The sequence below is a fragment of the Hyphomonas sp. L-53-1-40 genome (assembly GCF_000682775.1).
Taxonomy (GTDB): domain Bacteria; phylum Pseudomonadota; class Alphaproteobacteria; order Caulobacterales; family Hyphomonadaceae; genus Hyphomonas.
The window spans coordinates 1-25,213 of the sequence record NZ_AWFI01000006.1; the positions used below are offsets into that span (position 1 = coordinate 1).

At 58.3% G+C, this 25,213-nt stretch carries 27 protein-coding genes; 13 read left to right on the forward strand and 14 right to left on the reverse strand.

Annotated elements, in window-relative coordinates; translation table 11 throughout:
* Window positions 1-373: 373 nt before the first annotated feature.
* The 3 genes from L53_RS05600 to L53_RS05610 all read right to left on the reverse strand — a co-directional run bounded on the left by L53_RS05600 (window position 374) and on the right by L53_RS05610 (window position 2,853).
* Entirely contained in the window at window positions 374-937 is a 564-nt protein-coding gene (locus L53_RS05600) for a Smr/MutS family protein (RefSeq protein WP_034813097.1), read from the reverse strand.
* Window positions 938-947: 10 nt separating this feature from the next.
* Entirely contained in the window at window positions 948-2,171 is a 1,224-nt protein-coding gene (locus tag L53_RS05605) for a murein transglycosylase A (protein ID WP_034813029.1), read from the reverse strand.
* Window positions 2,172-2,241: 70 nt separating this feature from the next.
* Complete coding sequence (locus tag L53_RS05610) at window positions 2,242-2,853, reverse strand: Tim44/TimA family putative adaptor protein (RefSeq protein WP_034813033.1); 612 nt, start codon at window positions 2,851-2,853, stop codon at window positions 2,242-2,244.
* 131 nt (window positions 2,854-2,984) lie between these two features.
* On the opposite strand from L53_RS05610, the gene secB reads away from it, so the two are divergent.
* Window positions 2,985-3,497: a protein-export chaperone SecB gene (secB, locus tag L53_RS05615; RefSeq protein WP_034813037.1), complete on the forward strand. Its 513-nt coding sequence runs from the start codon at window positions 2,985-2,987 to the stop codon at window positions 3,495-3,497.
* Here the strand turns inward: secB and dnaQ are convergent, their stop codons facing one another.
* The 5 genes from dnaQ to L53_RS05640 are packed head-to-tail and all read right to left on the reverse strand — an operon-like array spanning window position 3,498 to window position 7,051.
* Window positions 3,498-4,199 carry a DNA polymerase III subunit epsilon gene (gene dnaQ / locus L53_RS05620; RefSeq protein ID WP_034813039.1) on the reverse strand — a complete coding sequence of 234 codons (702 nt, stop codon included), beginning with the start codon at window positions 4,197-4,199 and terminating at the stop codon, window positions 3,498-3,500. It lies immediately after the preceding gene.
* Window positions 4,196-4,804, reverse strand: a complete 609-nt coding sequence (gene coaE, locus L53_RS05625; protein WP_034813042.1) for a dephospho-CoA kinase — start codon at window positions 4,802-4,804, stop codon at window positions 4,196-4,198. The genes dnaQ and coaE overlap by 4 nt, the downstream gene beginning before the upstream one ends.
* Complete coding sequence (gene aroE / locus L53_RS05630) at window positions 4,801-5,616, reverse strand: shikimate dehydrogenase (RefSeq protein WP_034813046.1); 816 nt, start codon at window positions 5,614-5,616, stop codon at window positions 4,801-4,803. Before aroE ends, coaE begins: the two co-directional genes overlap by 4 nt.
* Window positions 5,613-6,209, reverse strand: a complete 597-nt coding sequence (locus tag L53_RS05635) for a Maf family protein (protein ID WP_034813048.1) — start codon at window positions 6,207-6,209, stop codon at window positions 5,613-5,615. The genes aroE and L53_RS05635 overlap by 4 nt, the downstream gene beginning before the upstream one ends.
* Window positions 6,206-7,051 (reverse strand): pyruvate, water dikinase regulatory protein, encoded by an 846-nt coding sequence (locus L53_RS05640; protein WP_034813100.1) that lies wholly within the window; start codon window positions 7,049-7,051, stop codon window positions 6,206-6,208. The genes L53_RS05635 and L53_RS05640 overlap by 4 nt, the downstream gene beginning before the upstream one ends.
* A 348-nt stretch (window positions 7,052-7,399) precedes the next feature.
* Between L53_RS05640 and hemE the strand changes: the two genes are divergently transcribed.
* The 9 genes from hemE to L53_RS05685 all read left to right on the forward strand — a co-directional run bounded on the left by hemE (window position 7,400) and on the right by L53_RS05685 (window position 17,027).
* Entirely contained in the window at window positions 7,400-8,431 is a 1,032-nt protein-coding gene (hemE, locus tag L53_RS05645) for a uroporphyrinogen decarboxylase (RefSeq protein ID WP_034813051.1), read from the forward strand.
* A 6-nt stretch (window positions 8,432-8,437) separates the two neighbouring features.
* Window positions 8,438-9,520 (forward strand): ferrochelatase, encoded by a 1,083-nt coding sequence (gene hemH / locus L53_RS05650; protein ID WP_051607637.1) that lies wholly within the window; start codon window positions 8,438-8,440, stop codon window positions 9,518-9,520.
* Entirely contained in the window at window positions 9,520-9,948 is a 429-nt protein-coding gene (locus L53_RS05655) for a CopD family protein (protein WP_034813053.1), read from the forward strand. Before hemH ends, L53_RS05655 begins: the two co-directional genes overlap by 1 nt.
* Before the next feature lie 154 nt (window positions 9,949-10,102).
* Complete coding sequence (gene rho / locus L53_RS05660; protein ID WP_369794153.1) at window positions 10,103-11,392, forward strand: transcription termination factor Rho; 1,290 nt, start codon at window positions 10,103-10,105, stop codon at window positions 11,390-11,392.
* 16 nt (window positions 11,393-11,408) lie between these two features.
* Window positions 11,409-12,743 carry a tRNA uridine-5-carboxymethylaminomethyl(34) synthesis GTPase MnmE gene (mnmE, locus tag L53_RS05665; RefSeq protein WP_034813056.1) on the forward strand — a complete coding sequence of 445 codons (1,335 nt, stop codon included), beginning with the start codon at window positions 11,409-11,411 and terminating at the stop codon, window positions 12,741-12,743.
* Between the two features lie 67 nt (window positions 12,744-12,810).
* Window positions 12,811-14,676, forward strand: a complete 1,866-nt coding sequence (mnmG, locus tag L53_RS05670) for a tRNA uridine-5-carboxymethylaminomethyl(34) synthesis enzyme MnmG (RefSeq protein WP_034813058.1) — start codon at window positions 12,811-12,813, stop codon at window positions 14,674-14,676.
* A gap of 5 nt (window positions 14,677-14,681) precedes the next feature.
* Window positions 14,682-15,305: a 16S rRNA (guanine(527)-N(7))-methyltransferase RsmG gene (gene rsmG, locus L53_RS05675; RefSeq protein ID WP_051607639.1), complete on the forward strand. Its 624-nt coding sequence runs from the start codon at window positions 14,682-14,684 to the stop codon at window positions 15,303-15,305.
* Window positions 15,292-16,104, forward strand: coding sequence for a ParA family protein (locus L53_RS05680; RefSeq protein WP_034813061.1), 813 nt, complete (start codon window positions 15,292-15,294; stop codon window positions 16,102-16,104). The genes rsmG and L53_RS05680 overlap by 14 nt, the downstream gene beginning before the upstream one ends.
* A gap of 5 nt (window positions 16,105-16,109) precedes the next feature.
* Window positions 16,110-17,027, forward strand: a complete 918-nt coding sequence (locus L53_RS05685) for a ParB/RepB/Spo0J family partition protein (RefSeq protein WP_034813063.1) — start codon at window positions 16,110-16,112, stop codon at window positions 17,025-17,027.
* 3 nt (window positions 17,028-17,030) lie between these two features.
* Here the strand turns inward: L53_RS05685 and holA are convergent, their stop codons facing one another.
* From holA to L53_RS05705, 4 genes are read right to left on the reverse strand one after another with little or no spacing between them, the layout of a single operon-like run.
* Entirely contained in the window at window positions 17,031-18,065 is a 1,035-nt protein-coding gene (gene holA / locus L53_RS16270) for a DNA polymerase III subunit delta (RefSeq protein WP_051607640.1), read from the reverse strand.
* Window positions 18,065-18,535, reverse strand: coding sequence for an LPS assembly lipoprotein LptE (lptE, locus tag L53_RS05695; protein WP_034813065.1), 471 nt, complete (start codon window positions 18,533-18,535; stop codon window positions 18,065-18,067). Before lptE ends, holA begins: the two co-directional genes overlap by 1 nt.
* Entirely contained in the window at window positions 18,532-21,099 is a 2,568-nt protein-coding gene (leuS, locus tag L53_RS05700) for a leucine--tRNA ligase (RefSeq protein ID WP_034813067.1), read from the reverse strand. Before leuS ends, lptE begins: the two co-directional genes overlap by 4 nt.
* Window positions 21,100-21,136: 37 nt before the next feature.
* On the reverse strand, window positions 21,137-21,565 hold the full coding sequence (locus tag L53_RS05705; RefSeq protein ID WP_034813069.1) for a DUF3576 domain-containing protein: 429 nt from the start codon (window positions 21,563-21,565) through the stop codon (window positions 21,137-21,139).
* 105 nt (window positions 21,566-21,670) lie between these two features.
* Between L53_RS05705 and L53_RS05710 the strand changes: the two genes are divergently transcribed.
* The gene (locus L53_RS05710; RefSeq protein ID WP_034813071.1) at window positions 21,671-22,852 is read left to right on the forward strand and encodes a porin; all 1,182 of its coding nucleotides are present in this window, start codon (window positions 21,671-21,673) and stop codon (window positions 22,850-22,852) included.
* A gap of 76 nt (window positions 22,853-22,928) precedes the next feature.
* Window positions 22,929-23,378, forward strand: coding sequence for an NtrZ family periplasmic regulatory protein (locus L53_RS05715; RefSeq protein ID WP_034813074.1), 450 nt, complete (start codon window positions 22,929-22,931; stop codon window positions 23,376-23,378).
* On the opposite strand, the gene L53_RS05720 is transcribed toward L53_RS05715, so the two are convergent.
* Entirely contained in the window at window positions 23,375-23,998 is a 624-nt protein-coding gene (locus L53_RS05720) for a thiamine phosphate synthase (protein WP_051607641.1), read from the reverse strand. The two genes, L53_RS05715 and L53_RS05720, sit on opposite strands and share 4 nt — an antisense overlap.
* Before the next feature lie 4 nt (window positions 23,999-24,002).
* Here L53_RS05720 and L53_RS05725 point away from each other — a divergent pair, with 4 nt between their 5' ends.
* Window positions 24,003-24,671: a YggS family pyridoxal phosphate-dependent enzyme gene (locus tag L53_RS05725; RefSeq protein ID WP_034813076.1), complete on the forward strand. Its 669-nt coding sequence runs from the start codon at window positions 24,003-24,005 to the stop codon at window positions 24,669-24,671.
* Here the strand turns inward: L53_RS05725 and L53_RS05730 are convergent.
* Complete coding sequence (locus tag L53_RS05730) at window positions 24,668-25,171, reverse strand: L,D-transpeptidase (protein WP_034813079.1); 504 nt, start codon at window positions 25,169-25,171, stop codon at window positions 24,668-24,670. The two genes, L53_RS05725 and L53_RS05730, sit on opposite strands and share 4 nt — an antisense overlap.
* Window positions 25,172-25,213 lie beyond the last annotated feature (42 nt).

Consider the following 25,213-nt stretch of genomic DNA (forward strand, 5'->3'; position numbering starts at 1 on the left):
GGCGGAGCGCCACGGCGCCTGCCGCGCCGACGGTTCCGTGAGGGGCCGACTACGAGATACCCGGATGGCGCGCGCCAGGCCGGCTTGGAGTGCTGAAACGAGAATCCACTCGGAGGAGACCTGTCGATGCCAAGACGTAAAGCCCGCCACCGCAACACGTTCCGTCGGAAATTCCAGCCGACCTATAATTTGCAAAGTCACCGGACCATCGTGAAGTATCTGCGGCGCATCACGAAAGACCGGGACTATCTGCACGCTGACGTGGATGCCTTCGAACAACGTCCTTTGGACAATCTCTATGGCCCCATACAGATCATGCACTCCCTCAGCCCTGAAGTGCTGGCAGCGCAAGAGGCGGAAACCATGCGGAGGCTCAACGCCCTGTCCGAGGAGTTCCGGGCGCGCCGGCCCGCCGGAGAAACAGGTAAAACGCCCCCGCGCCCCCATGACGCGCATGCGCCTCTGAATAGCCCGACACAAGATGACTGGCCGACGGTCCCTGAACCCAATCCAGGAAATTCCGACGCAGAACCCCCTCGCCCCCGCGCCCTTTACCTGTAATCACCAACACACAGCGCGCACCCTCTGCCCGGCTGCGCTGCAGGAAACTTCCCAGCATCGCTTCGGCAGACGCCTGAGTATGGCCGTGCAGGTCGATTTTTCCGGCAAGTTCCAGCCGCCCGCGTTTGACGCGTTTCTCGCCTTTTCGGTCGGCGGCCCGCGCCGTGACCTTGGGTTTCTCGGGGGCCCGGCCCGCCGCAGCGATCAATCCGGCAGCGGAAGACTTGCGGGCGCGGTTTGGCGATACCGGCTCGCCGGCTTCCAGCGCGCGCTCGAACTCTTCAAGATTGTCTTTTGCCGGGCTGATCGGCTTGATCGTGCTGGCCACGCGCGACCAGGCACGGGATTCTTCCGGGGTCAGGCGGCGTTTCGTCATGACCGCACTCTTACGGCGCGCCCGCATGGAACCCAAGCGTTGCCATGTCAGACATGTGGATTCGCGCTGCCACGCCTTTGGGCAGGAACACCCACAACCGGCCCGGCGCATTCATCGTGCCGGCGCGCTCGCCCGCCTCCGGGCCCGTGCCGAAATAGAGGTCGCCGCGCACTGCGCCCTTGATCGCGCCGCCCGTATCCTGCGCAACCAGCATGCCTGCCCAGTCTCCGCCAAGGCCCGGCGCGGTTGTCTGCACATACATCGGCACGCCCAGCGGATGGATATCGGTATCCACAGCCATCGACGACAAAGGCGTCAGCGGCACGGCTTGCGCCCCTTCCGGTCCGAGCGCCGCATCCCCTTCCGGCAGGGCGCGGAAGAACACGAAGCGCGGATTCTGGTTCATCGCCATACGTGTCTCAACCGGCCCGGCCCGGTCCATCCAGGCACGTATGCCCTGCATGCTGGCCTCGCCCGCCGTGATCCGGCCGGTTTCCATCAGCCAGTTGGCTGTCGACCGGAACGGGTGGCCATTATGCGCCGCATAGGCTGCCCGCACGGTACGCCCGTCAGGGAACTGCAACCGGCCCGAGCCCTGGATCTGCAGGAAGAACACATCGGCCGGGTGGGCATAGGCAATCGCGCTGACGCCCGACGTCGTGATTTCAGCGCGGGAAGGATACGGCCTCAGCGCGCCATTGCGCAGGCGCTGTTTTGGACTTGCGCCATTCGGCACGAGATCGGCGGGCAGCGCGGGCACAGGCTCGGTAAAGGGCGGCGTCGGCGTGTAGCGCGCCTCGTAAAGCGGCTCGAAATAGCCCGTGAAGCGGCTCTTGCCGGACGGATCGGAAATTTCGACCGGGGTAAACAGGGATTCCAGTATGCGCCTTGCACTCTCATCATCCTGCGCATCATTCACCGCATCACAGGCTGGCAGCCACTCGGCAACATATCCGGCCCAGGGGGCGACATTGGCCATAAAGTCCCCGGCCGACCGGTCCTGCAGCTTCACGCATGACCGTTTGAACGCACTCAGCGGCAATTCGATGGGTGCCACATCCCAGTTCGGCAACTCCCGGAAGCTCGCCGGACGCTCAATCGCAGCTGGCGGCAACGGGCCAACATCCACAGGCCGGGTCGGAGACGGCTTGGGCGACGGAGCCGGCGGTGGCGACGCAGACTGGCACGAGGCCAGAACAAGCGCGCTGGCAAACAGAAGGATACGGCGAAGCATGGCGCCATTTATGGAATGCTTTCGGGCGGGCTGTCACGCCCCGGATGCGCGCTTTGTGGTGGAAGACTGCCTATTTGGCTTCTTCGACATCATCGAGGATCCAATTGGGATCGTTTGCGGTCACATCATGCATGTAAGCCCACAGCTCACGCGCCGTGCGGGTCGTCTCACCATCGCCCAGTTCGGCTTCATAGCGCACCCAGATGCGCGCCATATTACCATCCATCTCGGCGCTTTCGATTTCAGCTCGACGAATGCGCAGGAGGTCAAACGCCGAGGCGCCGGTCGTTTCGCGTTCCGCAATCGCGCGGTCCCAGGCTTCATAGACGTCGTCGTCCAGCAAAGGCCGCAGCGTATCTCGATCGCCCGCCGCAAATGCAGTCACGATCATCGTGTAGGCCGCCTTCGCGCCACGCATGAACGTCGCCTCATTGAAGCTGTTGTCAGCATTGTAGATGTCTTCCAACCCGCCTGCTGCCGGGCCGGTAAAGATCGGACGGTCATTGTCGGCATTGGGCAATGGCAAGTCATTTGCGCCAGGATCAACCTGGCGTGGCTTGGCCGGCTGAGTGCGTTGCACAGGAGAATTGTCCTCACCGCGTCCGAGCACCGTATAGAGGCGGAACAGGACAAACAGCGCGATGGCCGCAAGGATCACAACTTGGATCACAGGATCAAACATGGACGCGTAACTTCCTCCGATGGATTGCGTAACACCATAAATAGGGCGAACAGCCCAATGATGCCAGTGATACGTTGCGCCTTAGGGGGCCACATGCTAGGCGCGCGGCTTCAGATTCAGGGAGGATCAGCATGACAGATGCCAGCGCACCGCAAAACCCCCAACCGCAGGGCACGCCGCCTCAGGCGCCCGCCATGCGCGTTCTTGGACAGTATATCAAGGACCTGTCATTCGAGAATCCCGGCGTCGGCCCGGTGCAAGCCCAGCCAAATATAGACCTCGGCATTGATGTCGGCGCGACCCCGCACGCAGATGGCAATGGCCTTTACGAAGTCTCGCTGAAGCTCTCTGCCAAGGCGACCGCCGAACAGGCTGTCCTGTTCATTTGCGAACTCGATTATGCCGGCCTCTTCCAGATCCAGAACGCCCAGCAGGGCCAGATGGAACCGATGCTGCTGATCGAGTGCCCACGCCTGCTCTTCCCATTCGCGCGGCGCATCATTGCTGAAATCACCCGCGAAGGTGGTTTCCCACCGCTCCTGATCGATCCGGTCGACTTTGTGCAACTCTACCAGTCGCAATACCAGCGCGCCGCAGCCGAAGGCGGTCAGACGCCGCCTGCTGCGCCGACCAGCCAGGCCTGATCAGCCAAACTTTTTCCAGATGGCGTCTTCGCCCAGACTGTCGACAAAGGCAGAGTGGGCGGCGCGCTCTTCGTCGGAGATGAAAGATTCCAGCGGCACCGGCCGTTGCCGGGCGGAACGTTTGCGATCACCGCGCGTGAGCTCTTCTTCGCTCTCGAACGTAAAGGCATGCGCCCGCCCGCCAAGCAGCTCCAGATAGACACTGGCCAGCAATTGGCTATCCAGCAGCGCGCCGTGAAATGTCCGGCTCTCCAGCGAGATTTCAAACCGGCGACATAGCGCATCCAAGTTTGCAGGTGCGCCGGGATATTTCTTCCTGGCCATCTGCGCCGTATCGATCCAGCGAGGTTCAGGGATTGGCGGACGTCCGCATTTTTCCAGCTCCATGTTCAGGAAGTTACGGTCAAATCCGGCATTGTGCGCTACAAGCGTGGCGTCGCCTAGGAATTCGAGAAACGCGTCTACAACAGACGGATGCTCAAAGAAGGGAGCATCCCTCAGATCGTCATCCGTGATGCCTGTGATACGCACCGTATCCTCCGATACAGAACGTTTAGGATTGATCAGGGTCCGGAACGTGCGACCTGTCGGGATATGATTCATCATCTCGACCGCCCCAATCTCGATCACTCGGTCCCCTTCAAGATGGTGCAAGCCGGTCGTCTCAGTATCGAATGCCAGTTCGCGAATGTCTTCACTCATGAATTTGCCTCTTCAACCAAACGATTCATCAGGGATACTATGGCGCGAACACAGTCGGCAGCAAACTCGAAACCATGCGCTGTGGAGATAATAAAGTCGGCCTTGGCGCGCTTTTCTGCATCCGGCATCTGACGTGCCAGAATTGACTCGAATGTTTCCTCCGTCATGCCCGGCCGCGACAATACCCGTTCGCGCTGTACTTCTGCTGGCGCTGTGACCACCGCAACATAGTCGCAATACGCATAGCCGCCAACCTCATACAGAAGTGGAATATCCAGCACGACGAAACGTGCGCCATCCTCGCGCGCCTTGTCCCGAAATTGCTTCTGGGCATCACCAGCGAGGGGGTGCACAATGGCCTCAAGCTTCCGCATCGCCTCAGCATCATCCAGCACATGTGTGCGCAAAGCCATCCGGTCGATCGCACCGTCGACCATCACCCCCGGAAAAGCCGCCTCGACCGGTGCAACGGCAGCCCCACCCTTGGCATAAAGTGCGTGAACAGCCGCGTCGGCATCGTAGACCGGAACACCCTCGTCACGAAACAAATCCGCTGTTGCAGACTTACCCATGCCGATGGATCCTGTCAGCCCAAGGACGATCATGTGGTTGCCTCCACCAGTTTACGACAGCGAGCCATCGCAGACTCCATATCCGGCAGAACTCCGAACCAGAGTTCGAAACTGAATGCCGCTTGCGCGACCAGCATGCTCAGCCCATCCATTGGCTTCCACCCGGCCGTATCCGCCTGCGCCAATATCGCCTTGGCAGGCTTGCCATAAGAAATATCGTAAAACGTCCGAAGCTTACCTTCCGGTAGGTCAAGAGACTGGCCCGTCTGGCCAAGACTCAGCGTGTTGATCACCACGTCTGCCTTGCCCATCTCTGCTTCGGCATGCTCCAGATCTCGGATATCAGCATCAATGTTCAAATGTTTCACAAGATCCTCTGCGCGGGATCGCGTTCGATTACAGATCGTCAGAGTTGCCCGCATGTCTGATAATGCCAGCGCAACCGCTCGAGCGGCCCCCCCTGCTCCCAGCAGGCAGACATTCTGATCAGCTATTTCAATGTTCGCCTGGGCGAGGGATTCAGTAAAACCAGGGGCATCGGTATTTTCCGCTAGCCAGCCGCCAGACTTCAGTCGAACCAGAGTGTTCGCTGCTCCAATGCGGCGCGCAACATCGCTTGTGCCTTCTGCCCGCGCTATGGCATCTTCCTTGTGAGGAGAGGTCACGTTCAGGCCCATCGCCATACGTTCTTCCAGAGACGACAGGCCATCCGCAAACTCACCCTTCGGAATATGCATAGCCTCATAGGTCGCGTCGATATCATGCTCGCGTATCCACGCATTATGAATCACAGGTGACAGGGAATGACTGACCGGATCGCCGACGACGCCATAGAGTTTTGTCATGACAGCAACACTCCTCGTGTCCGCAAATAGTCCAGCAGCGGAAGAAGAGGTAATCCCAGAATTGAGAAGTAATCGCCTTCGATCCGTGTGAACAATTGCACGCCAAGCCCTTCAAGCTGGTAGGCGCCGACTGTCGACAAGAGCGGTTCTCCGACCGATCCAACATAGGTGTCGATGAAGGCATCACTCAGTGGGCGAACAGTCAATTTCGGTCTCGCCAGATGACGCCAGACGGGTTTCCCTTCTTCGCTGATAACAATCGCCGTTTCCAATGTGTGCGCCTTGCCGGACAGCTTCACCAAATGATTCCGAGCATCGGCAAGGTCAACCGGCTTGTCGAACGCCTCTCCATCGAGTGAAAGCATCTGGTCACAACCGATCACCAGGCCCGGTTCGCGCATCGAAATCTTCACCGATTTTAGTTCGGCAAGTTGCATCGCCTGGTCGCGCACTTTCATGTCGCTCGCGCGGAACGAGGCTTTGGCTGCGTCTTCGTCCACATTCGGCTTGATCGTGTCCGCCTCTATGCCGGCAGCGGTCAGCACGGCTCGCCGACTTTGACTGCCGGATGCTAGAATGATGCGCTGGCTCATGGTTGGGCGTTCCGCTCATTCAGCAAGTTCAGGATAGCGGCAGCAGTTTCCTCGACAGACCGGCGGGACACATCGATCGTCTTCCACTTGTTGCGCTGGAACAGACGATTGGCTTGGGTCACCTCATCACGCACGGCCGCTTCATCCGCATAGATTGTGTGTTCGTCTTCCTGCAGGGAGATCAGTCTCTGCCGTCGGATCTGGACGAGGCGCTCGGCGCTGATTTTCAAGCCAACGATCAAGGGGCCTTTCGGACCAAGTTCTTCCACGAATCCTGGAAGCGGAACACCGGGAACCAGCGGAATATTACCGGCCTTTACCTTGCGGTTCGCAAGATAGACACTGGTCGGCGTCTTGGACGTACGACTGACACCAAGCAGGATCACATCAGCATTCCGTAGCCCATCGACATTCTGGCCATCATCATGCGCGAGCGTGAAATTGATCGCTTCCATTCGCTCGAAATAGTCATCATCCAATGCGTGCTGTCCCGCGACGATCCGATTCGCCGACACACCGAGATGTCGGCCCAGCATGGCAACGGAGGCATCCAGTACGGGCAAAGTGGATACGCCCTTTTCGCGACAAAACGCTTCGAGTTTTGATCGCAGTGTCTCGTCTGAGATTGTGTACCAGACAACACCCGGTGCAGCTTCGATCTCCCTCATCACGCGTTCTAGCTGGCGTTCTGAGCGGACCAGATAATAATTGTGCTCTAGGGGCTGAACATTCTTGAACTGCGCACAGGCAGCGCGCTGGATGGCGTTCAGGGTTTCACCGGTACTGTCAGAGACCAGGTGAACGTTGAAGTATATGCTTAGGCGGGCGAGTGGCTTGTTCATGGCCCCTGTGTTGCCGAGGTTGGCAAAACACACAAGACCTGTGAGTCGTCTGTGGATAGAGGATCTTCCCCAAATGGATTCACAATCGAGTCACAGCCTGCGAATTCGACTCCGGCAGAATCCCCTTTCGTTCGCATCTGTGACTCCAACTGGGGTGTTAACCCATCGTTAACCTCGATAAAATCGACAGTTAACGAAACCTTACCGGGGTGCGACACCCTGTGACTCGCCTGTGGATTTAGCTGGACAATTCCTGTGTGTGGCCTTTCTCCACGAATTACACGGTCTAATAGTTATAAGCGCCCTGACGGGCTTTGTTTGATTTTGGGATGGAAGGGGGCCTGAGGCATGAACGCCAAGCCTAAGCTGATTCAGGTGCTCGAGGGACAGGTGGTTTCCCCACCTCCGGTATGGATGATGCGACAGGCTGGTCGTCACCTTCCCGAATATCTCGAGCTGAGAGCACGCGCGAAGAACTTTCTCGACTTTTGCTACACGCCTTCAATGGCAGCGGAAGCGACGCTTCAGCCAGTACGTCGTTATGGCATGGATGCAGCAATCCTGTTTGCAGACATTTTGCTGATCCTCGACACAATGGGTCTGGGTGTGCGGTTCGAAAAAGGTATTGGACCTATTGTTCAGCAAATCGATACAGCAGCTGATTTGGCAAAGGTCACACCCCAGAAAGCGGCTGATCGATTGTCTCCGGTTTATGAGACGGTTTCTCGTGTGAAAGCCGCCTTGCCCGATGACACAGCCCTGATTGGTTTTGCCGGATCACCCTGGACGGTCGGGCTCTATGCTATCGAAGGTCGCGGCAAGACAGACAAGTCGCTCGCCTGGCGATGGGCACATGGCAAGCCGGATGAATTGGCGAAAGCGTTGGATCTCATCAGCGAAGCAACAGCGCACTATATGGCCGCGCAGGTGGAAGCCGGCGCAGACGCATTGATGTTGTTCGACAGCTGGGCCGAGGGTCTGCCCAATAACATCTTCCGGGAAGTTATCATTGCGCCTACGAAAAAACTGGTCGCACGACTGAGGGAAATGGGTGTCACGGTTCCCATCATCGGATTTCCGCGCGGCGCGTCTGCCATGCTGCCGGAATATGTTCAGGAGACGGGTATCACGGCCGTCGGGCTTGATACGTCCGCAGTGCCAGCCTTTGTGAATGCTGCCCTGCCCGCCGGATTTCCGGTACAGGGACATCTTGACCCACTTCTGCTGATTGAGGGCGGTCAGCGACTCGACGATCGGGTGCGCGAGCTTATCTCTGCCTACGAAGGCCGGCCGCATGTCTTCAACCTTGGACACGGTATCCGGCCGGAAACGCCGATCGCGCATGTTGAGCGCGTGCTGGAAATCATTCGGAAGGGCTAGAAAATCATGGGCCGAAAGATCGCCGTAGTTCTGTTCAATCTGGGAGGACCGGATTCGGACAAGACCGTGAAACCCTTTTTGAAAAACCTGTTCCGAGATCCAGCCATTATTGGCGCGCCGTTGCCCATTCGCTGGTTTCTCGCTCGGCTGATCTCCACGACCCGCGCGCCATCAGTGATCAAGAATTACGCCATGATGGATGCTGGCGGTGGGTCACCGCTTTTGCCTGAGACTCAGAAACAGGCGGATGCGCTTACGGCATCTCTGCAGGAAAAATTGCCTGAGGATGAGGTCAGGTGTTTTATTGCGATGCGCTATTGGCACCCTTTCACTGAAGAAGCCGCGACTGATGTAAAAGCCTGGGGCGCAGACGAAGTCATCTTGTTGCCGCTCTATCCGCAGTTTTCCACAACGACGACAGGCTCGTCCCTCACGGCCTGGAACAAGGCTTACAAGGGTGTTGCTAAGACAATCTGCTGCTATCCCTTCGCCGAAGGCCTGATCTCCTCGCATGTGGACCAGATCATGAAGGCACACAAAGCTGCGGGTGAACCCGGCAATGTTCGTCTTCTCCTGTCAGCGCACGGTTTGCCGGAAAAAATCGTGAAGGATGGAGATCCCTACCAGTGGCAGTGCGAGGCCATGGCAGAGATGATCGCCGGGCGGGTGCCGACCGACTGGGAGATTGTGCCATGCTACCAGTCGCGCGTGGGACCGCTGAAATGGATTGGCCCGCCGACCGAGGACGAAATCGAAAAAGCGGCCAAGGAAGGCAAGAACATCCTGATTGCACCCATTGCCTTTGTCTCCGAGCATATCGAGACACTGGTGGAACTTGGCGAAGAGTACCGACTTGTGGCTGAAGAGCACGGCGCCGCGAGCTATACCCGCGTGGAAGCGCTGGGCGTGCATGAGGAGTTTATCTCCATGCTGCGCGATGAAGTGCTGAAGACAATGGGACAAGACTTGCAGATCCGATCATGCGCAGACTCCCGGCTTTGCCCCGGCGACTGGAAGAATTGCCCGAACCGCACACCCCATCCGAAAGTCGGCCAACGCGCCAATCCCGTTCGCAAGGACGTCGCCTGATGCTGTATCTCTGGGTGAAGGCAGCGCATGTTGTGTTCGTGATAGCGCTGATGGGCGGCTTGCTCGTTTATCCCCGCTACAAAATTCATCAACTTTCCAGCCAGCCGGGCGAGCCTCTTTTCGAGACGATGAAAGAAGCATCGAACAAGTTGCGCATGATCATCCTGAATCCCAGCCTTATCCTCGTCTGGGTGCTTGGCGTTGCCATGCTTGTTATGAATCAAGGCTTGCTGAGCATGCCTTGGATGCATGTAAAACTCCTGCTCGTGCTGATCCTGTCCGGTCTGCACGGTTATTTCATCGGTGTCGGAAAGAAGATTGACCGAGGAGGCGACGGGATTCCCGCCAAGCGCCTACGGATGTTGAATGAAGTGCCCTTCCTGCTGATGATCGGCGTCGTTATCATGGTGATCGTCAGGCCGCTTTAGGCGGGCCCCGTGCCCAACCCCTTGACGATTTGACCATTCTGGCCCCATAAGCGGAAAAACCGCTGCGCAGTCCTTGCGCGGGCGAAGAACTCCCAATTTACCAAAATCCGGTTGCCGACACACATGACGGCGGCCCCTCATCCGGAATTCATCCATGGCCTCTTCCATGCTCGACGACATCACCAGTGTAAAACTCAGCGATCTCAAGGCAAAATCGCCAGAGGAATTGCTCTCCTATGCTGAAGAGCTGGAGGTCGAGAATGCCTCGTCCATGCGGACACAGGACATGCTGTTCGCAATCCTTAAGGAATTGGCGGATAGCGAAGTAGAAATCACGGGCCAGGGCGTGCTGGAAGTTCTGACTGATGGCTTCGGCTTCCTGCGCTCACCGGAATCCAACTATTTGCCCGGACCAGACGATATCTATGTCAGTCCGGAAGTTCTGAAGAAGGGTAACATCCGGACTGGTGATACTGTCGAAGGGCCGATCGTCGCGCCGCAGGACAATGAACGCTACTTCGCGCTGACGGATGTTTCGCGCATCAATTTCGAGGAACCGGATAAGGCCAACAAGAAGGTTCACTTCGACAACCTCACTCCGCTTTATCCCGAAGAGCGTCTGCGCATGGAAAGCCAGGATCCAACTCGCAAGGATCGTTCAGGACGTGTCATCGACATTGTCGCGCCCATCGGTAAGGGTCAGCGCGCGCTGATCGTTGCGCCTCCGCGGACCGGTAAGACGGTGTTGCTCCAGAACATCGCCTCCGCCATCGAGGAAAACCATCCTGAATGCTATTTGATCGTCCTGTTGATCGATGAGCGTCCCGAAGAAGTTACTGACATGCGACGTACGGTGAAGGGCGAAGTCGTGGCTTCGACATTTGATGAGCCGTCCACACGTCACGTCCAGGTCGCCGAAATGGTAATCGAAAAAGCCAAGCGCCTCGTTGAGCACAAGCGTGACGTCGTCATCCTGCTCGATTCGATCACGCGTCTTGGCCGTGCTTACAACACGACCGTTCCAAGCTCTGGTAAAGTGTTGACCGGTGGTGTGGATGCCAACGCGTTGCAGCGCCCCAAACGTTTCTTCGGTGCGGCGCGGAATGTCGAGAATGGTGGCTCGCTGACCATTGTTGCCACTGCCCTGATCGATACCGGTAGCCGCATGGATGAAGTCATCTTCGAGGAATTCAAAGGTACGGGTAACTCAGAAGTCGTGCTGGATCGCAAGATCGCCGACAAGCGGACCTTCCCGGCCATCGACATCATGAAATCTGGCACGCGAAAAGAAGAACTGATCACGCCAGCTGCCCAGCTGTCCAAGATCTACATTCTGCGTCGCATCCTTGGCCCAATGGGCACGAATGATGCAATCGACTTCCTTCTGGATAAATTGCGCCAGACGAAGAACAATGATGAGTTCTTCGAAGCCATGAAGAACTAGCGGAGCGAGCCTGGCCATGAGCGAGCGCGACACGATCTGCGCCCTCGCCTCGGGCCAGCCCCCAGCAGCTATCTGTATTATCCGGTTATCAGGAGACCGGATCTGGAAACTGGCAGGTTCCCTGCTCGATTGCGGCCTGCCGGAACCCCGTCATGCCACTCTGACGAAATTTCGCGACGAGGATGGAAATCTCATTGATGAGGGACTCGTCGTCTTCATGCCCGGGCCGCATTCCTATACCGGTGAAGACACGCTGGAGCTTTACCTGCATGGCGGTCCAGCCGTCATAACCCATGCAATCAGTACACTGACGAGTGAGCCTGGAGTGCGCTTGGCTGAGCCGGGTGAGTTCACGCGACGCGCCTTTGAAGCGGGCAAGATCGATTTGACCGAGGCCGAAGGCGTCGCTGACATTATCGAAGCAGAGACCAATGCGCAGAAAGCCCAGGCTCTTCGGCAACTGACGGGCGGTCTGACCGAGAAGTACGACCAATGGCGGGCTGACCTGACGGGCATACTTGCCTTGATTGAAGTGGTTGTGGACTTTCCGGACGAAGAAGATGCACCCGAGGAAACCACGGCACCGGTCATCCGGAAGCTGACCCGACTGATTCACGAAATCGAGGAAGCGCTTGGGGATCGCGGAATCGGCGAGAAGATCCGGGATGGATTTCGCATCGCCATTATAGGCGCGCCGAATGCGGGAAAGTCGACCCTGCTCAACCGCCTTGCCGGACGCGACGCGGCGATTGTGACATCAACCCCGGGCACAACCCGCGATGTGATTGAGGTACGGCGCGTGATGGGCGGACAGGTAGTCTGGCTGTCCGACACGGCCGGTTTGCGTGAGACCCAAGATGAGATTGAAGCCGAGGGCGTTCGGCGGGCAGAACGCGTGGCTGCTGAGGCCGACTTGCGCCTGTTTATGGTTGATGGGGGCGCACCTGAGCTGGGTGTGTTGAACTCGTTGTTCCGCCAAACGACAGATATAGTCGTGGTAAACAAGGCTGATACCGAGCTGGCCGCCGGTCTCCCAGAATACGACTACAAGATTTCCGCGAAAGATGGCGATGGCGTGCCCGAACTCGAAGCCGCACTGGCGGACTTCATTTCCAACAAGGCTGCATCTGTTGAAGCGCCGGTCATTACACGCGCCCGGCATCGCGCCCGATTGGTCGATGGACTCGCTTGCCTCATTGCTGCGCGGGATGCGCTGGAGCTTGGCACCGGTCCGGAACTCGCAGCGGAAGACGTGCGCCTGGCTATCCGGCATCTTGGAGCGGTTGTCGGCTCAGTCGGCGTAGAAGATGTGCTCGGTGCAGTGTTCTCCCAGTTCTGCATCGGCAAATGACCCCTAGGGTTTGAGGCAACGAGCCGCTATATAGCGCCTTTCTGAAATCCGGATCCGAAGTAGCGCCATGAGCGAGATGAAACAGTTTGATGTGATAGTGGTAGGCGGCGGTCATGCCGGCTGCGAAGCGGCCGCGGCCGCGGCGCGGACAGGCGCACGCACCGCTCTGGTCACACACAAGCGCGCAACCATCGGAGAGATGAGCTGTAATCCGGCAATTGGCGGCCTCGGCAAGGGTCACCTCGTGAGAGAGATCGATGCGCTGGACGGCCTCATGGGACGGCTGGCAGACAAGGCCGGTATCCAGTTCCGTATGCTCAACCGGTCCAAGGGTCCGGCTGTCTGGGGCCCCCGCGCCCAGATCGACCGAAAGCTTTACCGCGATGCCATGCAGGCGGAACTTGCGGACCATCCAAACCTGACCATCATTGAGGATGGCGCCGAAGACCTGATCGTGGAGGACAATCACGTGGCGGGCGTGATTGGTCTGAAGGGCGAGATTTATCGTGCGGCTTCTGTCGTGATCACCACAGGCACCTTCCTGAAAGGCATCATCCATATAGGTGCGAAACGTATCCCTGCCGGTCGTGTCGGCGAGGTCCCTGCGATTGGCCTGTCGGACCGGCTCTATGGGCTTGGTCTCCCGATGGGGCGTTTGAAGACTGGTACGCCGGCACGGCTGGATGGCCGGACGATCGCCTGGGATCGTCTTGAAATGCAGCCCGCCGATGAGCAGCCGATTCCGTTTTCGTATCTGACCGATGAGATTACGGTGCCGCAGGTCAAATGCGGCATCACCTGGACGACGCCGGAAACCCACGCGATCATTGCCGAGAATATTGAGCAATCGGCCGTCTATTCCGGCGCGATTGCTGGCCGAGGTCCGCGTTATTGCCCGTCTATCGAGGACAAGGTTCACCGGTTCGCCGACAAGGATAGTCATCAGATCTTCCTGGAACCGGAAGGTCTCGACGATCACACCGTTTATCCAAATGGCATTTCGACATCGCTTCCAGAGGATATTCAGGAGCGGTTCCTTCGAACCATTCCCGGGCTCGAGAATGCCAAGATCATCCAACATGCCTATGCAATCGAATACGATTACGTCGATCCACGTGCGCTTTCGTCCGCACTTGAGGTGCATGCGCTTCCAGGCCTGTATCTCGCCGGGCAGATCAATGGCACAACCGGATATGAAGAAGCGGGCGCGCAAGGTCTCGTTGCGGGCTTGAATGCGGCGCGCGCCACGGGCGGAAAAGATCCGATTATATTTGATCGCGCGGAGGCATATATTGGCGTCCTCATCGATGACCTCGTGACGCGCGGCGTGACGGAACCCTATCGGATGTTTACATCGCGCGCCGAATATCGGTTGGCACTACGCGCCGATAATGCCGACCAGCGTCTCACCGAAAAAGGTATTGCCGCCGGATGCGTCGGGTCAGACCGGGCAGACGTGTTTCACGTGAAACACCGAGCGCTTGAATCTGCCCGCCAACTTCTGAAGACACTGACCTTGTCGCCCGCAAAAGCGGCTCAAGCCGGATGGGCGGTCAATCAGGATGGCCGCGTCAGGACGGCATGGGAATATCTCTCCTACAAGGAGATCGATCTCAATGCTCTGTCCGCCATTTGGCCGGAAGTATCAGACATCTCCGACGAGATCGGGACACAGGTCGAGATTGAAGCCCTTTACTCTTCCTATTTGGAACGCCAGGCAGAAGATGTCGCCGCTTTGCGTCGCGACGAAGATCTGATGATCCCGGCAGATCTCGATTATTCGGGAATTGGCGGTCTCTCGAATGAGGTTCGCCAGAAACTGGAATCGGTCCGTCCTTCCACTTTGGGTCAGGCCGGACGTATCGAAGGCGTGACACCGGGCGCTCTAACGGCCCTTTTGGGATATGTTAAGCGCCGGAAGAAAGCTGGTTAACACTCATGATGAATTCCGAAGATCGCGCGGCCTTTCTGGCCGAATTCGATGTTTCACGTGAAACATCGGAAAGATTGGACGCCGTGATCTTAACTCTCGACGCGTGGCGGCAACGCTCCAATCTGATTGGACCGCGTGAGTGGCCGCAGATATGGAGTCGCCATGTAGCCGATTCCTATCAGATTTTGCCATTTATTCCGGAAACAACGCGGATCGTCGATCTGGGTTCCGGCGCGGGATTTCCCGGACTGATCATTTCTGCGGCCCGGCCACAGAGTCATGTGACCATGATGGAAACCGTCGGGAAGAAATGCGCCTTTCTCCGCGCAGCTATCGACGATGCTGGTCTCAATGCGTCGGTTTATCAGGGACGGATTGAGGCTGCGCCGAATTCCACCGCGGATATTATCACTGCGCGGGCGTTTGCGCCCCTTCCAAAACTGCTCGACTACGCCGCTCCCTGGATGGAAAACGGTGTAACAGGGGTTTTTCTAAAGGGCGAACGCTGGAAAGAAGAATTGACGGACGCCCAACAAAGATGGAACTTCGCCTATGAGGCGATTCCAAGTCGCACTGGTGGGTCAGGCGTGATTTTGATCGTGAGGGAGCTCAAGCGTGGTCAGCGGTAAACCTAGAATCTTTGCAGTCGTGAACCAAAAGGGCGGGGTCGGGAAGACAACGACGTCCATAAATCTCGGTACGGCGTTGGCGGCTGTGGGCCGGCGCGTCCTGATTGTCGATTTCGATGCGCAGGGCAATGCCTCCACAGGGCTGGGTATTGAGCGCCAGGACCGGCATCAGACATCCTATGATGTTGTCGTGGACCGGATCCCGCTGGAAGAAGCGGTTCTGTCAACGATTGTGCCGCGTCTTGACATTGTTCCGGGCGATGAAAACCTCTCTGGTGTAGAAACCGAACTGGCCAATGACTCTCACCGGTCCTACAAATTGCGCGACGCGCTGCATGATTATGTTCAGCGGTCTGTCCAGGGCGGACTGGTCCAGTATGACTATATTCTGATTGATTGCCCGCCATCGCTGTCCTCGCTCACTTTGAACGCGATGACAGCCGCCGACGCACTTCTGGTTCCGCTACAGTGTGAGTTCCTGGCGCTGGAGGGCCTTAGCCAATTGCTTCGCACGGTGGAAGTTGTGCGCTCTGGCCTCAATCCCAATCTCGAAATCCAGGGCGTCGTCCTGACCATGTATGACCGGCGAAACAATCTGTCCGACCAGGTCGCCGACGAAGTGCGAGCCTTCTTTGGCGCCAAGGTCTACAATACGGTCATACCGCGAAATGTGCGCCTCTCCGAAGCGCCATCTTTCGGCAAGCCGGCCTTGTTGTATGACTATCGCTGTCCAGGTAGCGAGGCCTATATCCGTCTCGCATCCGAAGTCCTTCAAAGAGAGAAAGCCCGCGCGGCCTGACCCATATGAGCGACGATACAAAGAGCAAACCTTCCCGTCTTGGACGCGGCCTGTCTTCCCTGATTGGGGAAGTGGAGGCCGTCTCTCCGCCTGAAGCACGCACTGCAGGTGGGAGTAAGGGCACCTCCAACGAAATCGCCATCGACAAGATTCGCCGAAATCCGAAACAGCCTCGCCGGACCTTCGACGAGGCGGCACTTCAGGAACTCGCTGAATCCCTGAAATCCAAGGGCGTTCTCCAGCCCATTCTGGTCCGTCCGGATCCCAAGGAAAAGAACGAGTATCAGATCATAGCGGGGGAGCGTCGGTGGCGAGCCGCCAAGCTGGCCGGTCTGACCAGTATTCCCGCCGTCGTACGGGATACCGACGAGTTGGAACTACTCGAGATCGGCATCATCGAGAATGTTCAGCGCGCAGACCTCAACCCAATTGAAGAAGCTGAAGCCTATGAGGCGCTGATGAAGCGCTTCGGTCGGACCCAGGACAGTCTTGCGACAAGCGTTGGCAAAAGTAGGGTGCACATCACAAACACCCTGCGCTTGCTGCAACTGCCGGATGGCGCCCGAGAATATGTTCGCGATGGCAAGATCACGGCCGGACACGCTCGCGCGGCGCTGGGCGCGCCCGATCCGGAAGCGCTGGTGGAGCTTGCCGTTGAGAAGGGCCTGACGGTTCGCGAGGTCGAAGCACATGCCAAGGCCGCTCGCGAAGACACGCCCGTTGAAACCAAATCCGCCCGGCTCAAGCCGGAGGAAAAGGACGTCGACACCGAAGCCCTCGAGGCGGATCTCTCCCGGTCCATCGGACTGGATGTAGACATCCGCCACGGCAAGAATGGCGGCGAGCTTCGCATCAAGTATCGCGACCTAGAACAACTCGACGATGTTTGCAGACGGCTGACTGCCAAGCGCAACGTTCTCTAGATGTCAGCTCGCCATTTCGGCGGCGCGTGCAATTTCATTCATCAGTATACGTATTACTGGGTCAGCGCTACCTGAGCCCGACTTCGCCTGCTGTTCTGCTTCATAGATCCGTTCCATCACCCGCATCAGACGCTTGGTCGGCCACTTCCGGAGGCGCGCGCTGAACAGGCCCCACTCGCTCTGCCAGACGGGGGGCCTGAGTTTCATACCGGGATTGGACTGGCCGGAAGCCAGCCGAGACTGAGCGTCCAGCATGCGCATGGTTTCGAACTGAAGCGAACGCAGGATGGAAATTCCGCTCGTGCCCGCAACAGCCAGTCGGTCGAGCGTGGAATGGACGAGTGCCGGTTTGCCATCAAGCGCTGCGCGAATGGCGGCTAAAAGATTGTGGTCCACATCGGTCGCGGACAACGAACGGACATCATCCACATCAAGCGGTCGCCCCAGACCGCGCGCATAGAGGGCGAGCTTCTCGATTTCCGAGTTGGCCAGATTGCGATGGCCCGGCAAATCGCCCACAAACAGTGCGAGCGCTTCGGGGGTGATCTGGACACTTTCGGACTTCAGCGCATCCTGAACCCTTTTTTCGATATCGCCCGCTTCGTCGGCAAACAATTGCAGACAAGCGGTAAGTTGGGCCGTTTCTGCCGCGGCGCGCAGTTTCGAGCGCTTTTGCAGGCCGCCAGCTTCAATTATCAAACGGGCGGAATAATAGCCTTCCTGAGAGTCACCTTTCTGAATGGCTTCTATCAACAGAGCCGCAATCTTGTCGCCACTTGTCCGAACGCGGATGACGCGGGGATCTCCCAGCAGGGAGACCGCTTCGAGTCCGTCAAAGAGCAGTGATGGGTCTTTCTTGACGGAGTCATCGTCCAGCGTGGTGACATCCATATTGGCGCCTTGCGGCGTCCAGGCTTTGATCAGGGAAATCGCGGCATCGGAGGCAAGGCCGGAATCTTCGCCAAAGGCCAGCACAGCCCAGACGGATGGTTTGGGCTTGCGAGCAAAATCACTCGCCTGTTTGCCGTTGACCAACATTATTCAACCGACAATTTGCGCCGCAGGTCGTCCACGATGTTTTTCGCGAGCAACCGCATAGCGCGCTCCGAGGCCGTCTTCTGCGCGGAAATATCGCCGAACGTGCTGCTCGGGACTCCAAAGCTGACCTCACTTTTACTCGCGCCGCGTATCACGCCCTGTGGCCGTGTCAGCGTATACTGGCCGAACGCTGTCACATTGGACCGGGAGGCTGCGCCATCCTGCTCGAATGCCAACCGGGTCAAATCTTCATCAAGGGTGATCTGTAGCGAAGCCGTTTCGGTAATATTTGGAAGTCCAATCGCAAGCTCTTCCTGAAGGGCCCGGCGCAGGATGTAACCCGACCGACCATCAATCTTCTCGACCGTGATGGCGCCGCCATAATTGGCGCCCGCGCCCGTCGCATAGACCGGTTTGAATCCGCACCCGGCTATGAGGGCGAAGGCGACAAGAGCGAAGAACTGTTTCATGCCACCACGATATTCACGATGCGGCCGGGGACGACAATGGTTTTCTTCACGGACTTGCCCTCAATGAAGCTGGCTACATCCGCATGGGCTTTTGCAACGGCTTCGACGGAATCCTTGTCCATGCTCTTTGGTACGGTGATTTCGGCGCGGCGCTTTCCATTCACCTGAACTGCCATTGTGACCTCATCATCCGCCAGCAGGCTGGGGTCTGCCACGGGCCAAGGCGCTGAGGATACGAAGGCAGGTTGTCCAAGTCGTTCCCAGCAGGCTTCTGCAAGATGGGGCATGAACGGTGTCACGCAGCGGGCCAGCATGGAGGCGCCTTCGATACGCGCTCCGAGAATGGTCTCGCCACCAGACTCTGCCTTCTTCAATGCGGTAACCCATTCATGGATGCTGGCCACTGCGGAGTTAAAGCGGAATTCCTCGATCGCCTTGTCTATTGAAGCGACGGCCTTGTGGTTTGCCTTGCGTAGCGCAATCGACGCAGCATCATCGCCGGGCACAATACTGGTCTCCTCCGGGAGTGCATCGAATACGCTCCACAGGCGCTGGGCAAACCGCGATGCACCTTCAACCCCGGACTGCGTCCACTCAACGTCCCGCTCAGGCGGGGAATCTGACAAAACGAACCAGCGCGCTACATCTGCACCGAACTGACTGATGATCGCGTCCGGATCGACCGTGTTCTTCTTCGACTTGGACATTTTCTCGATTGGTCCAGCGGTCGCGATGGCGCCGGTGGCTGTTTCGATCCAGGTGTCCCCGTCACGCTGTACGTCCGACGGCTCCAGCCACTTTCCGGCCGCAGACTTGTAGGTCTCGTGCGTCACCATGCCTTGCGTGAAAAGACCGGCAAACGGCTCTCCATTCGGCAGGTCCAACAGGCCGACATCGCGCATCGCCTTGGCGATGAAGCGCGCATAGAGCAGGTGAAGCACCGCATGCTCAACGCCGCCAACATATTGGTCGACCGGCATCCAGTAAGCGCGTTCTTCAAGATCGTTCGTGCTGGCAAAGCGGGAATAGTACCAGGAGCTGTCGACGAACGTGTCCAGCGTGTCTGTCTCGCGGCGGGCGGCATTGCCACAGGTCGGGCAGTCAACATGCTTCCAGCTCGGGTGCCGCTCAAGCGGATTGCCTGGCTTATCGAAGGATACTTCTTCCGGCAGTTTTACCGGGAGGTCCGCTTCTGGCACGGGCACGATCCCACAGCTCTCGCAATGAATGACCGGAATCGGGCATCCCCAATAGCGCTGGCGCGAGACGCCCCAGTCCCGCAAGCGGTAGTTCACCTTGCCTTCGCCAAGCCCCATGGATTCGATTTTCGCGATCGCGGCCCGCTTGGCGTCGTCGATTGCCAAGCCGTTCAGGAAATCCGAATTGAAGATGCTGCCGGGGCCGGTATAGGCCTCGTCTTCAACATCGAATGTGCTTGCATCCGCTTCCGGCGGCAGGACAACGGGCGTGACGCTCAGGCCGTATTTCCGGGCAAAATCGATATCGCGCTGGTCATGCGCCGGGCAGCCAAAAATCGCGCCGGTGCCGTACCCCATCAGCACGAAGTTCGCAACCCATACGGGCAGGGTCTTCGTGTCGTCGAAAGGGTGTTTGACGGTCAGGCCGGTATCGAAGCCAAGCTTTTCGGCCTTTTCGATGGCTTCTTCGCTGGTGCCGATCTGTGCGCATCTTGCGCGGAACGCTTTCAGCTCATCCGATTGCTCCGCCATTTGGACGGTCAGCGGGTGATCTGGTGACAGGGCAATGAAACTCGCGCCGAACAACGTGTCCGGGCGGGTCGTGAAGATCTCGATGCCTTCGCCAAATCCAGATGGCGCGGTGCCATCGAATTCGAACCGCATTTGGAGCCCTTCCGACCGGCCGATCCAGTTCGCCTGCATGGTGCGAACTTTTTCAGGCCAGCGCTCCAGCTTCTGCACTTCGGTCAGCAGGTCTTCGGCATAGTCGGTAATGCGGAAAAACCACTGGGTAAGCTCGCGCTGTTCCACCAGCGCGCCCGAACGCCAGCCACGCCCGTCGATGACCTGTTCATTGGCCAGAACCGTATTGTCGACCGGGTCCCAGTTCACTTTCGAGGCCTTGCGATAGACGAGGCCCTTTTCTAGGAATTTCAGGAACAGACCCTGCTGGGCGCCATAATATTCCGGGTCGCAGGTCGCGAATTCCCGGCTCCAGTCGAGCGACAGGCCGAGCTTCGAGAACTGGGCCTTCATCGAGGCGATGTTCTGATAGGTCCATTCGCCCGGATGAACATTGCGCTCCATGGCGGCGTTCTCGGCCGGCATGCCGAACGCGTCCCACCCCATTGGGTGCAGCACATTATAGCCCTTGGCGCGCTTGTGACGCGCAACGACATCGCCCATCGCATAGTTGCGCACATGGCCCATATGCAGCCGTCCGGATGGGTACGGGAACATCTCCAGCACATAAGCCTTGGGCGCATCGCCCGCCTCGGCTGGTGATTTTGCGTTGAAGAGTGCGGCCTTTTCCCAAGCTGCACGCCATTTTTGTTCCGCGATTTGCGGATCGTAACGGGTCGCCATGCCCCTGACCTTTCCGGATTAGTGGTTCAGCCGGAGCTTAGCCCAGCTGGGAGTTCTTCAGCAGTCGCGCCCGATCCAGGATTTTGTTCTCAAGCTGGAGCGCGGTTTCCGGATCAACGACAGCATCGGTCCACTCGCCGGCTTCACTCTTTTCCTGACGGAACACGGAAACCTTCACGCCATCTGCACGCAAACGCGTATCTAGGATGTAGACTGTGACTTTGACGCGTTCGTTTGGCGCGGCGGCATATGCCTTCCAGTCATACGTGATCAGGCCACCGATAGGGTCGGCCGTCGCCACCGGAAGATCATCGAACGTGTCGAGCGAGGCGCGCCAGAGATATGGATTCACGCTGCCGATATTTTGCTGGATCACGCGGGCTTCGGCGTTGCCGCCCGATTTGGACTGGCAGCCTGAAACCATCAGCATGCCGGCAATCGCCGCAGAGAAAACATATTTGACCATGAAGAAAGTTCCTGAGTGCAAGACCTTGTTGACGGCGGTTTGTATAACAAGGGGTTTACGGGCTCGCCAGTGCTGATCTGCGTGTCGCCCCCATGGAGGACCGGTATGAAATTCGCCCAAATCTCCGTTCTCGCTTTGGCGCTTGCCGGCCCCGCCGCGCATGCGCAATGGGAGGACGACTGGAATCCATGGGAAACCGAAACCGATCTGGGTGCCAGTCTGGTAATGATGCCGGAGGCTGACGAGCAAATTCTGGCGCGTACCTGGGCTGGCGTATCGACCAATCGAATCCTGGATAGCGGCCTTGAAATCGGCGCTGCCGGTCGGGCTGAACTTCAGAAGGACCACTCCCAACGGGCCGGATTCAGCGGTGTACCGGTCGGTATGGAGGGGAGCGGTCTGGGGTTGCAGGGCGCGTTCACTGGGCTGGCAGTCGGCGTGCCGCCAAATGATACCGAAACCCGAGCCGAAATTGAAACGGCTTACATATATGTCGAAGGTGGCTATGGGCAGCTCCGGCTGGGGCGGGACCTGGGCGTCGCGGCACGGTTTCAGGAAAGCGCGCCCTCCGTTTTCGATACGCTGGCCAGCGGCCGTCAGGTGTTGGACCCAACAGGGTTGGACATGGTAACGACGCAACATGATCTGATCGGGCCGTCGGTGAAGCTTTCTTACGCGACACCTCGCCTGGTGGGAGTGCGCGCGGGTGTCAGTATCACGCCCAAGGCGGATGTCCGCGGCCTCGACCGGGATGCTGACCGTAATCTGCCTGGCGCTGCGCCCGTTACAATCACCAATGCGGTTGAAGGGGCCATCAATGTCTCGCGCCTGTTGCGCAGCGAAGGCGTAAGGCTGAGTGGGTCCCTTGCAGCGAGTACGGCAGAGATTGAGACGCCACCCTACGCATCGCCAATATATGACCGTGTCACAACCTGGTCACTAGGGACAAAAGCGGAATTCGACACGATATCCGTTGGTGCGACCTGGCTCATCTCTGACAATGGCATTGAGGCGGATGGCGACTACGAAGCGTGGACTGCAGGACTGACCAAGTCGGTGGGCGATTACCTGATAGGGGCCGAATACGGATTCGCGGAAGATGAACTGACAGGCTTGGAGGGAGATGCATGGAAATTGGGCGTCTCGCGAAATGTCACAAAACATGCAAAATTGACCCTCGGATACGCCGAGAATAGCCTGAACCTGTCGCCATCTAACGCATTTGGCGTTTTAGCGGGCAAAAATTCTCCTGAGGGGATTGTGATAGAAATCACACTATCGGACTAGAATAGGGGGTCTTTCAGATTCTTAATCTTCTCTTTACCCGCCCCTCCGACTATTTCTGGGAGCAGAGGTAATATTGATGAAGCTGGGCTTTGCAACTTTCGTGATCGCGTTAACCGCGCTGGCTCTGCCAGCTGCGGCGCAAGATGACGTGCCTGCACCCTCCATGGAAATGGCAACGCCCAGCATATCTGAAACCTCCGCCGCGCAGTCCGAGTGGTACCGTCAATTCGCTCAGGCCAAACCCGCTAGTGCGGAACCTGTCTGGCAAGCCCAGCCGGACCGGGAATTCTCGATGCAGTTTGGCGGCAATGCCCGCTGGCAACTGAACCTCGACAAGGTCTCCCGTACCGATCTTTCGCCGCTGCCGCGTGAAGAAATGCAGGCGGGTGCGACCTTCAGAATTACCCCGCGGTTCTCGGTTGGCGGTGAAGTCAGCGTTGGCACCGACGAGTTGAACGACACGTCCACATGGGAATCTCGCGAAGTTGAAGCGGGTATCCGGCTGAAGTCCGCCTTCAAATTCTAGGATCTGAACGGGTCCCTTATTCCCTCAATCGCTGCCAGACCTGCTGCATCACTTATGCTGGCGGCATTGCGCGAATTGATACCGCCCAACCCGTAGATTGGTAGAGCGCTTTGCCGCGACAGGCAGCGTAATGTGTATGGGCCCATGGGCGCCGTGGCTGAGGGGCTATTGGATGGGAACACCGTAGACACCAGGGCTGCATCGAAGACGCGTGCATCAATCTTTTGCAATTCAGCGCGGCCATGAGCGCTTACGCTCATCAGGTCGAACCGGTGACGCCACTTGCGCGCCTCGTGTCGTCGGGCATATGGCCAATGCACGCCCGCAGCTCCAACTTCAATTGCCAGGTCCGGATCAGCCGAGACGATCAAGGCGAGCCCGCGCTTGTTTGCTATGTCTGCAAGTTGGCGCGCCTGCCATACACCGTGCCGTGCCCCGAAGTGACGGTAAAGAATGCCCCAGCCTGCGGGAAGGTTTTCTGCAACCGAAACCGGGTCCGGTGTGCGTTGCGGATCGGTCAGGAAAAGGGCGGGTGGCAACCAGGATGGCAAATGCCGCCGCGAGCGTCTCGCCGCAGAGATCAGCTTGCGTCTCGGGTCGTCTTGGGGTTTCTGCGCCATCAAGATGACTGATACGGACTTCCCCGGAATTGCCAAGCGCCGCGCCGAGATCCTCGGCGATCTTGCTGCTATTGCTGAAACACCGCCCATGCTTGTGGCTGTGACGAAAACCCAATCCGATGCGGCATTGGAAGAGATCCTCGCGGCGGGTCACCGCGTTTTCGGAGAAAACCGCGTACAGGAAGCTTTCCACCATTGGGAAACGCGCCGCGCGGATTATCCGGATCTGGAATTGCGGCTGATTGGACCTTTGCAATCGAACAAGTCCGAAGACGCGGTAAACCTGTTTCACGTCATCGAGACACTCGACCGGCCAAAACTTTGCCGCGAACTTGCGAAGGCCGAACAGAAGTCCGGCTTGAAGCGGAGTTACCTGATTCAGGTGAATACCGGCGAAGAGCCGCAGAAGGCCGGGGTTGCACCAAGAGACGTCGAAGCGCTGCTCCGCGTGGCGCGGGAGCAAGGGCTGGATGTGATTGGGCTGATGTGCATTCCTCCGGTCGATGAACCGGCCGGTCCGCACTTTGCCTTGCTGGCCAAGATCGCCAAACGTCTCGAACTCCGCCAACTCTCCATGGGCATGAGCGCAGACTATGACATTGCTGCGCGCTTTGGAGCGACGCATGTGCGCGTTGGGTCGGCTCTGTTTGGCGCACGTGACCCTTCTGCCTAGAAAGAGATTTCAATTTCGGCGCCCGGTGCCATCAATTCCAGCAATATCAGCAAGTCATTCCGTTCGAGCGCAATGCAGCCCTCGGTCGGCTCGAAATTCGGCCGTGCCAGATGCATGAAGATCGCGCTGCCATGCCCCGGTTCGACCGGATCATCATTGTAACCAAGTTCGACGATCACATCGTAGACATGGTCGTCGCGCCATAATTTTTCATGGCTAGCCGAAAATGGCAGGGATACGGGCCGGTTGTAGAGGCGGTGATCCGGCGCATCGCACCAACCATCATACGGCTTCAACGGCACCAGGGGGAGGCTGGTGACAGGCGGGTCCAGACGGTCCGGCCTGAAGTAGACGTTCCGCACCGGCCATGTGCCAGCCGGAGAGGCCCCGTCGCCCTCACGCTTTTGCGATGCCTTCACCACGCCGCCTTTGCCCAGGACGCACCGGGCGGTAAAGCCTGGCCCGGCAAACTTGCCGGTTTGCGTCGCGGTGAATTTCATGCTCACGGACTGCTCCCACACTTGTGATTGCACGTTAGGCAA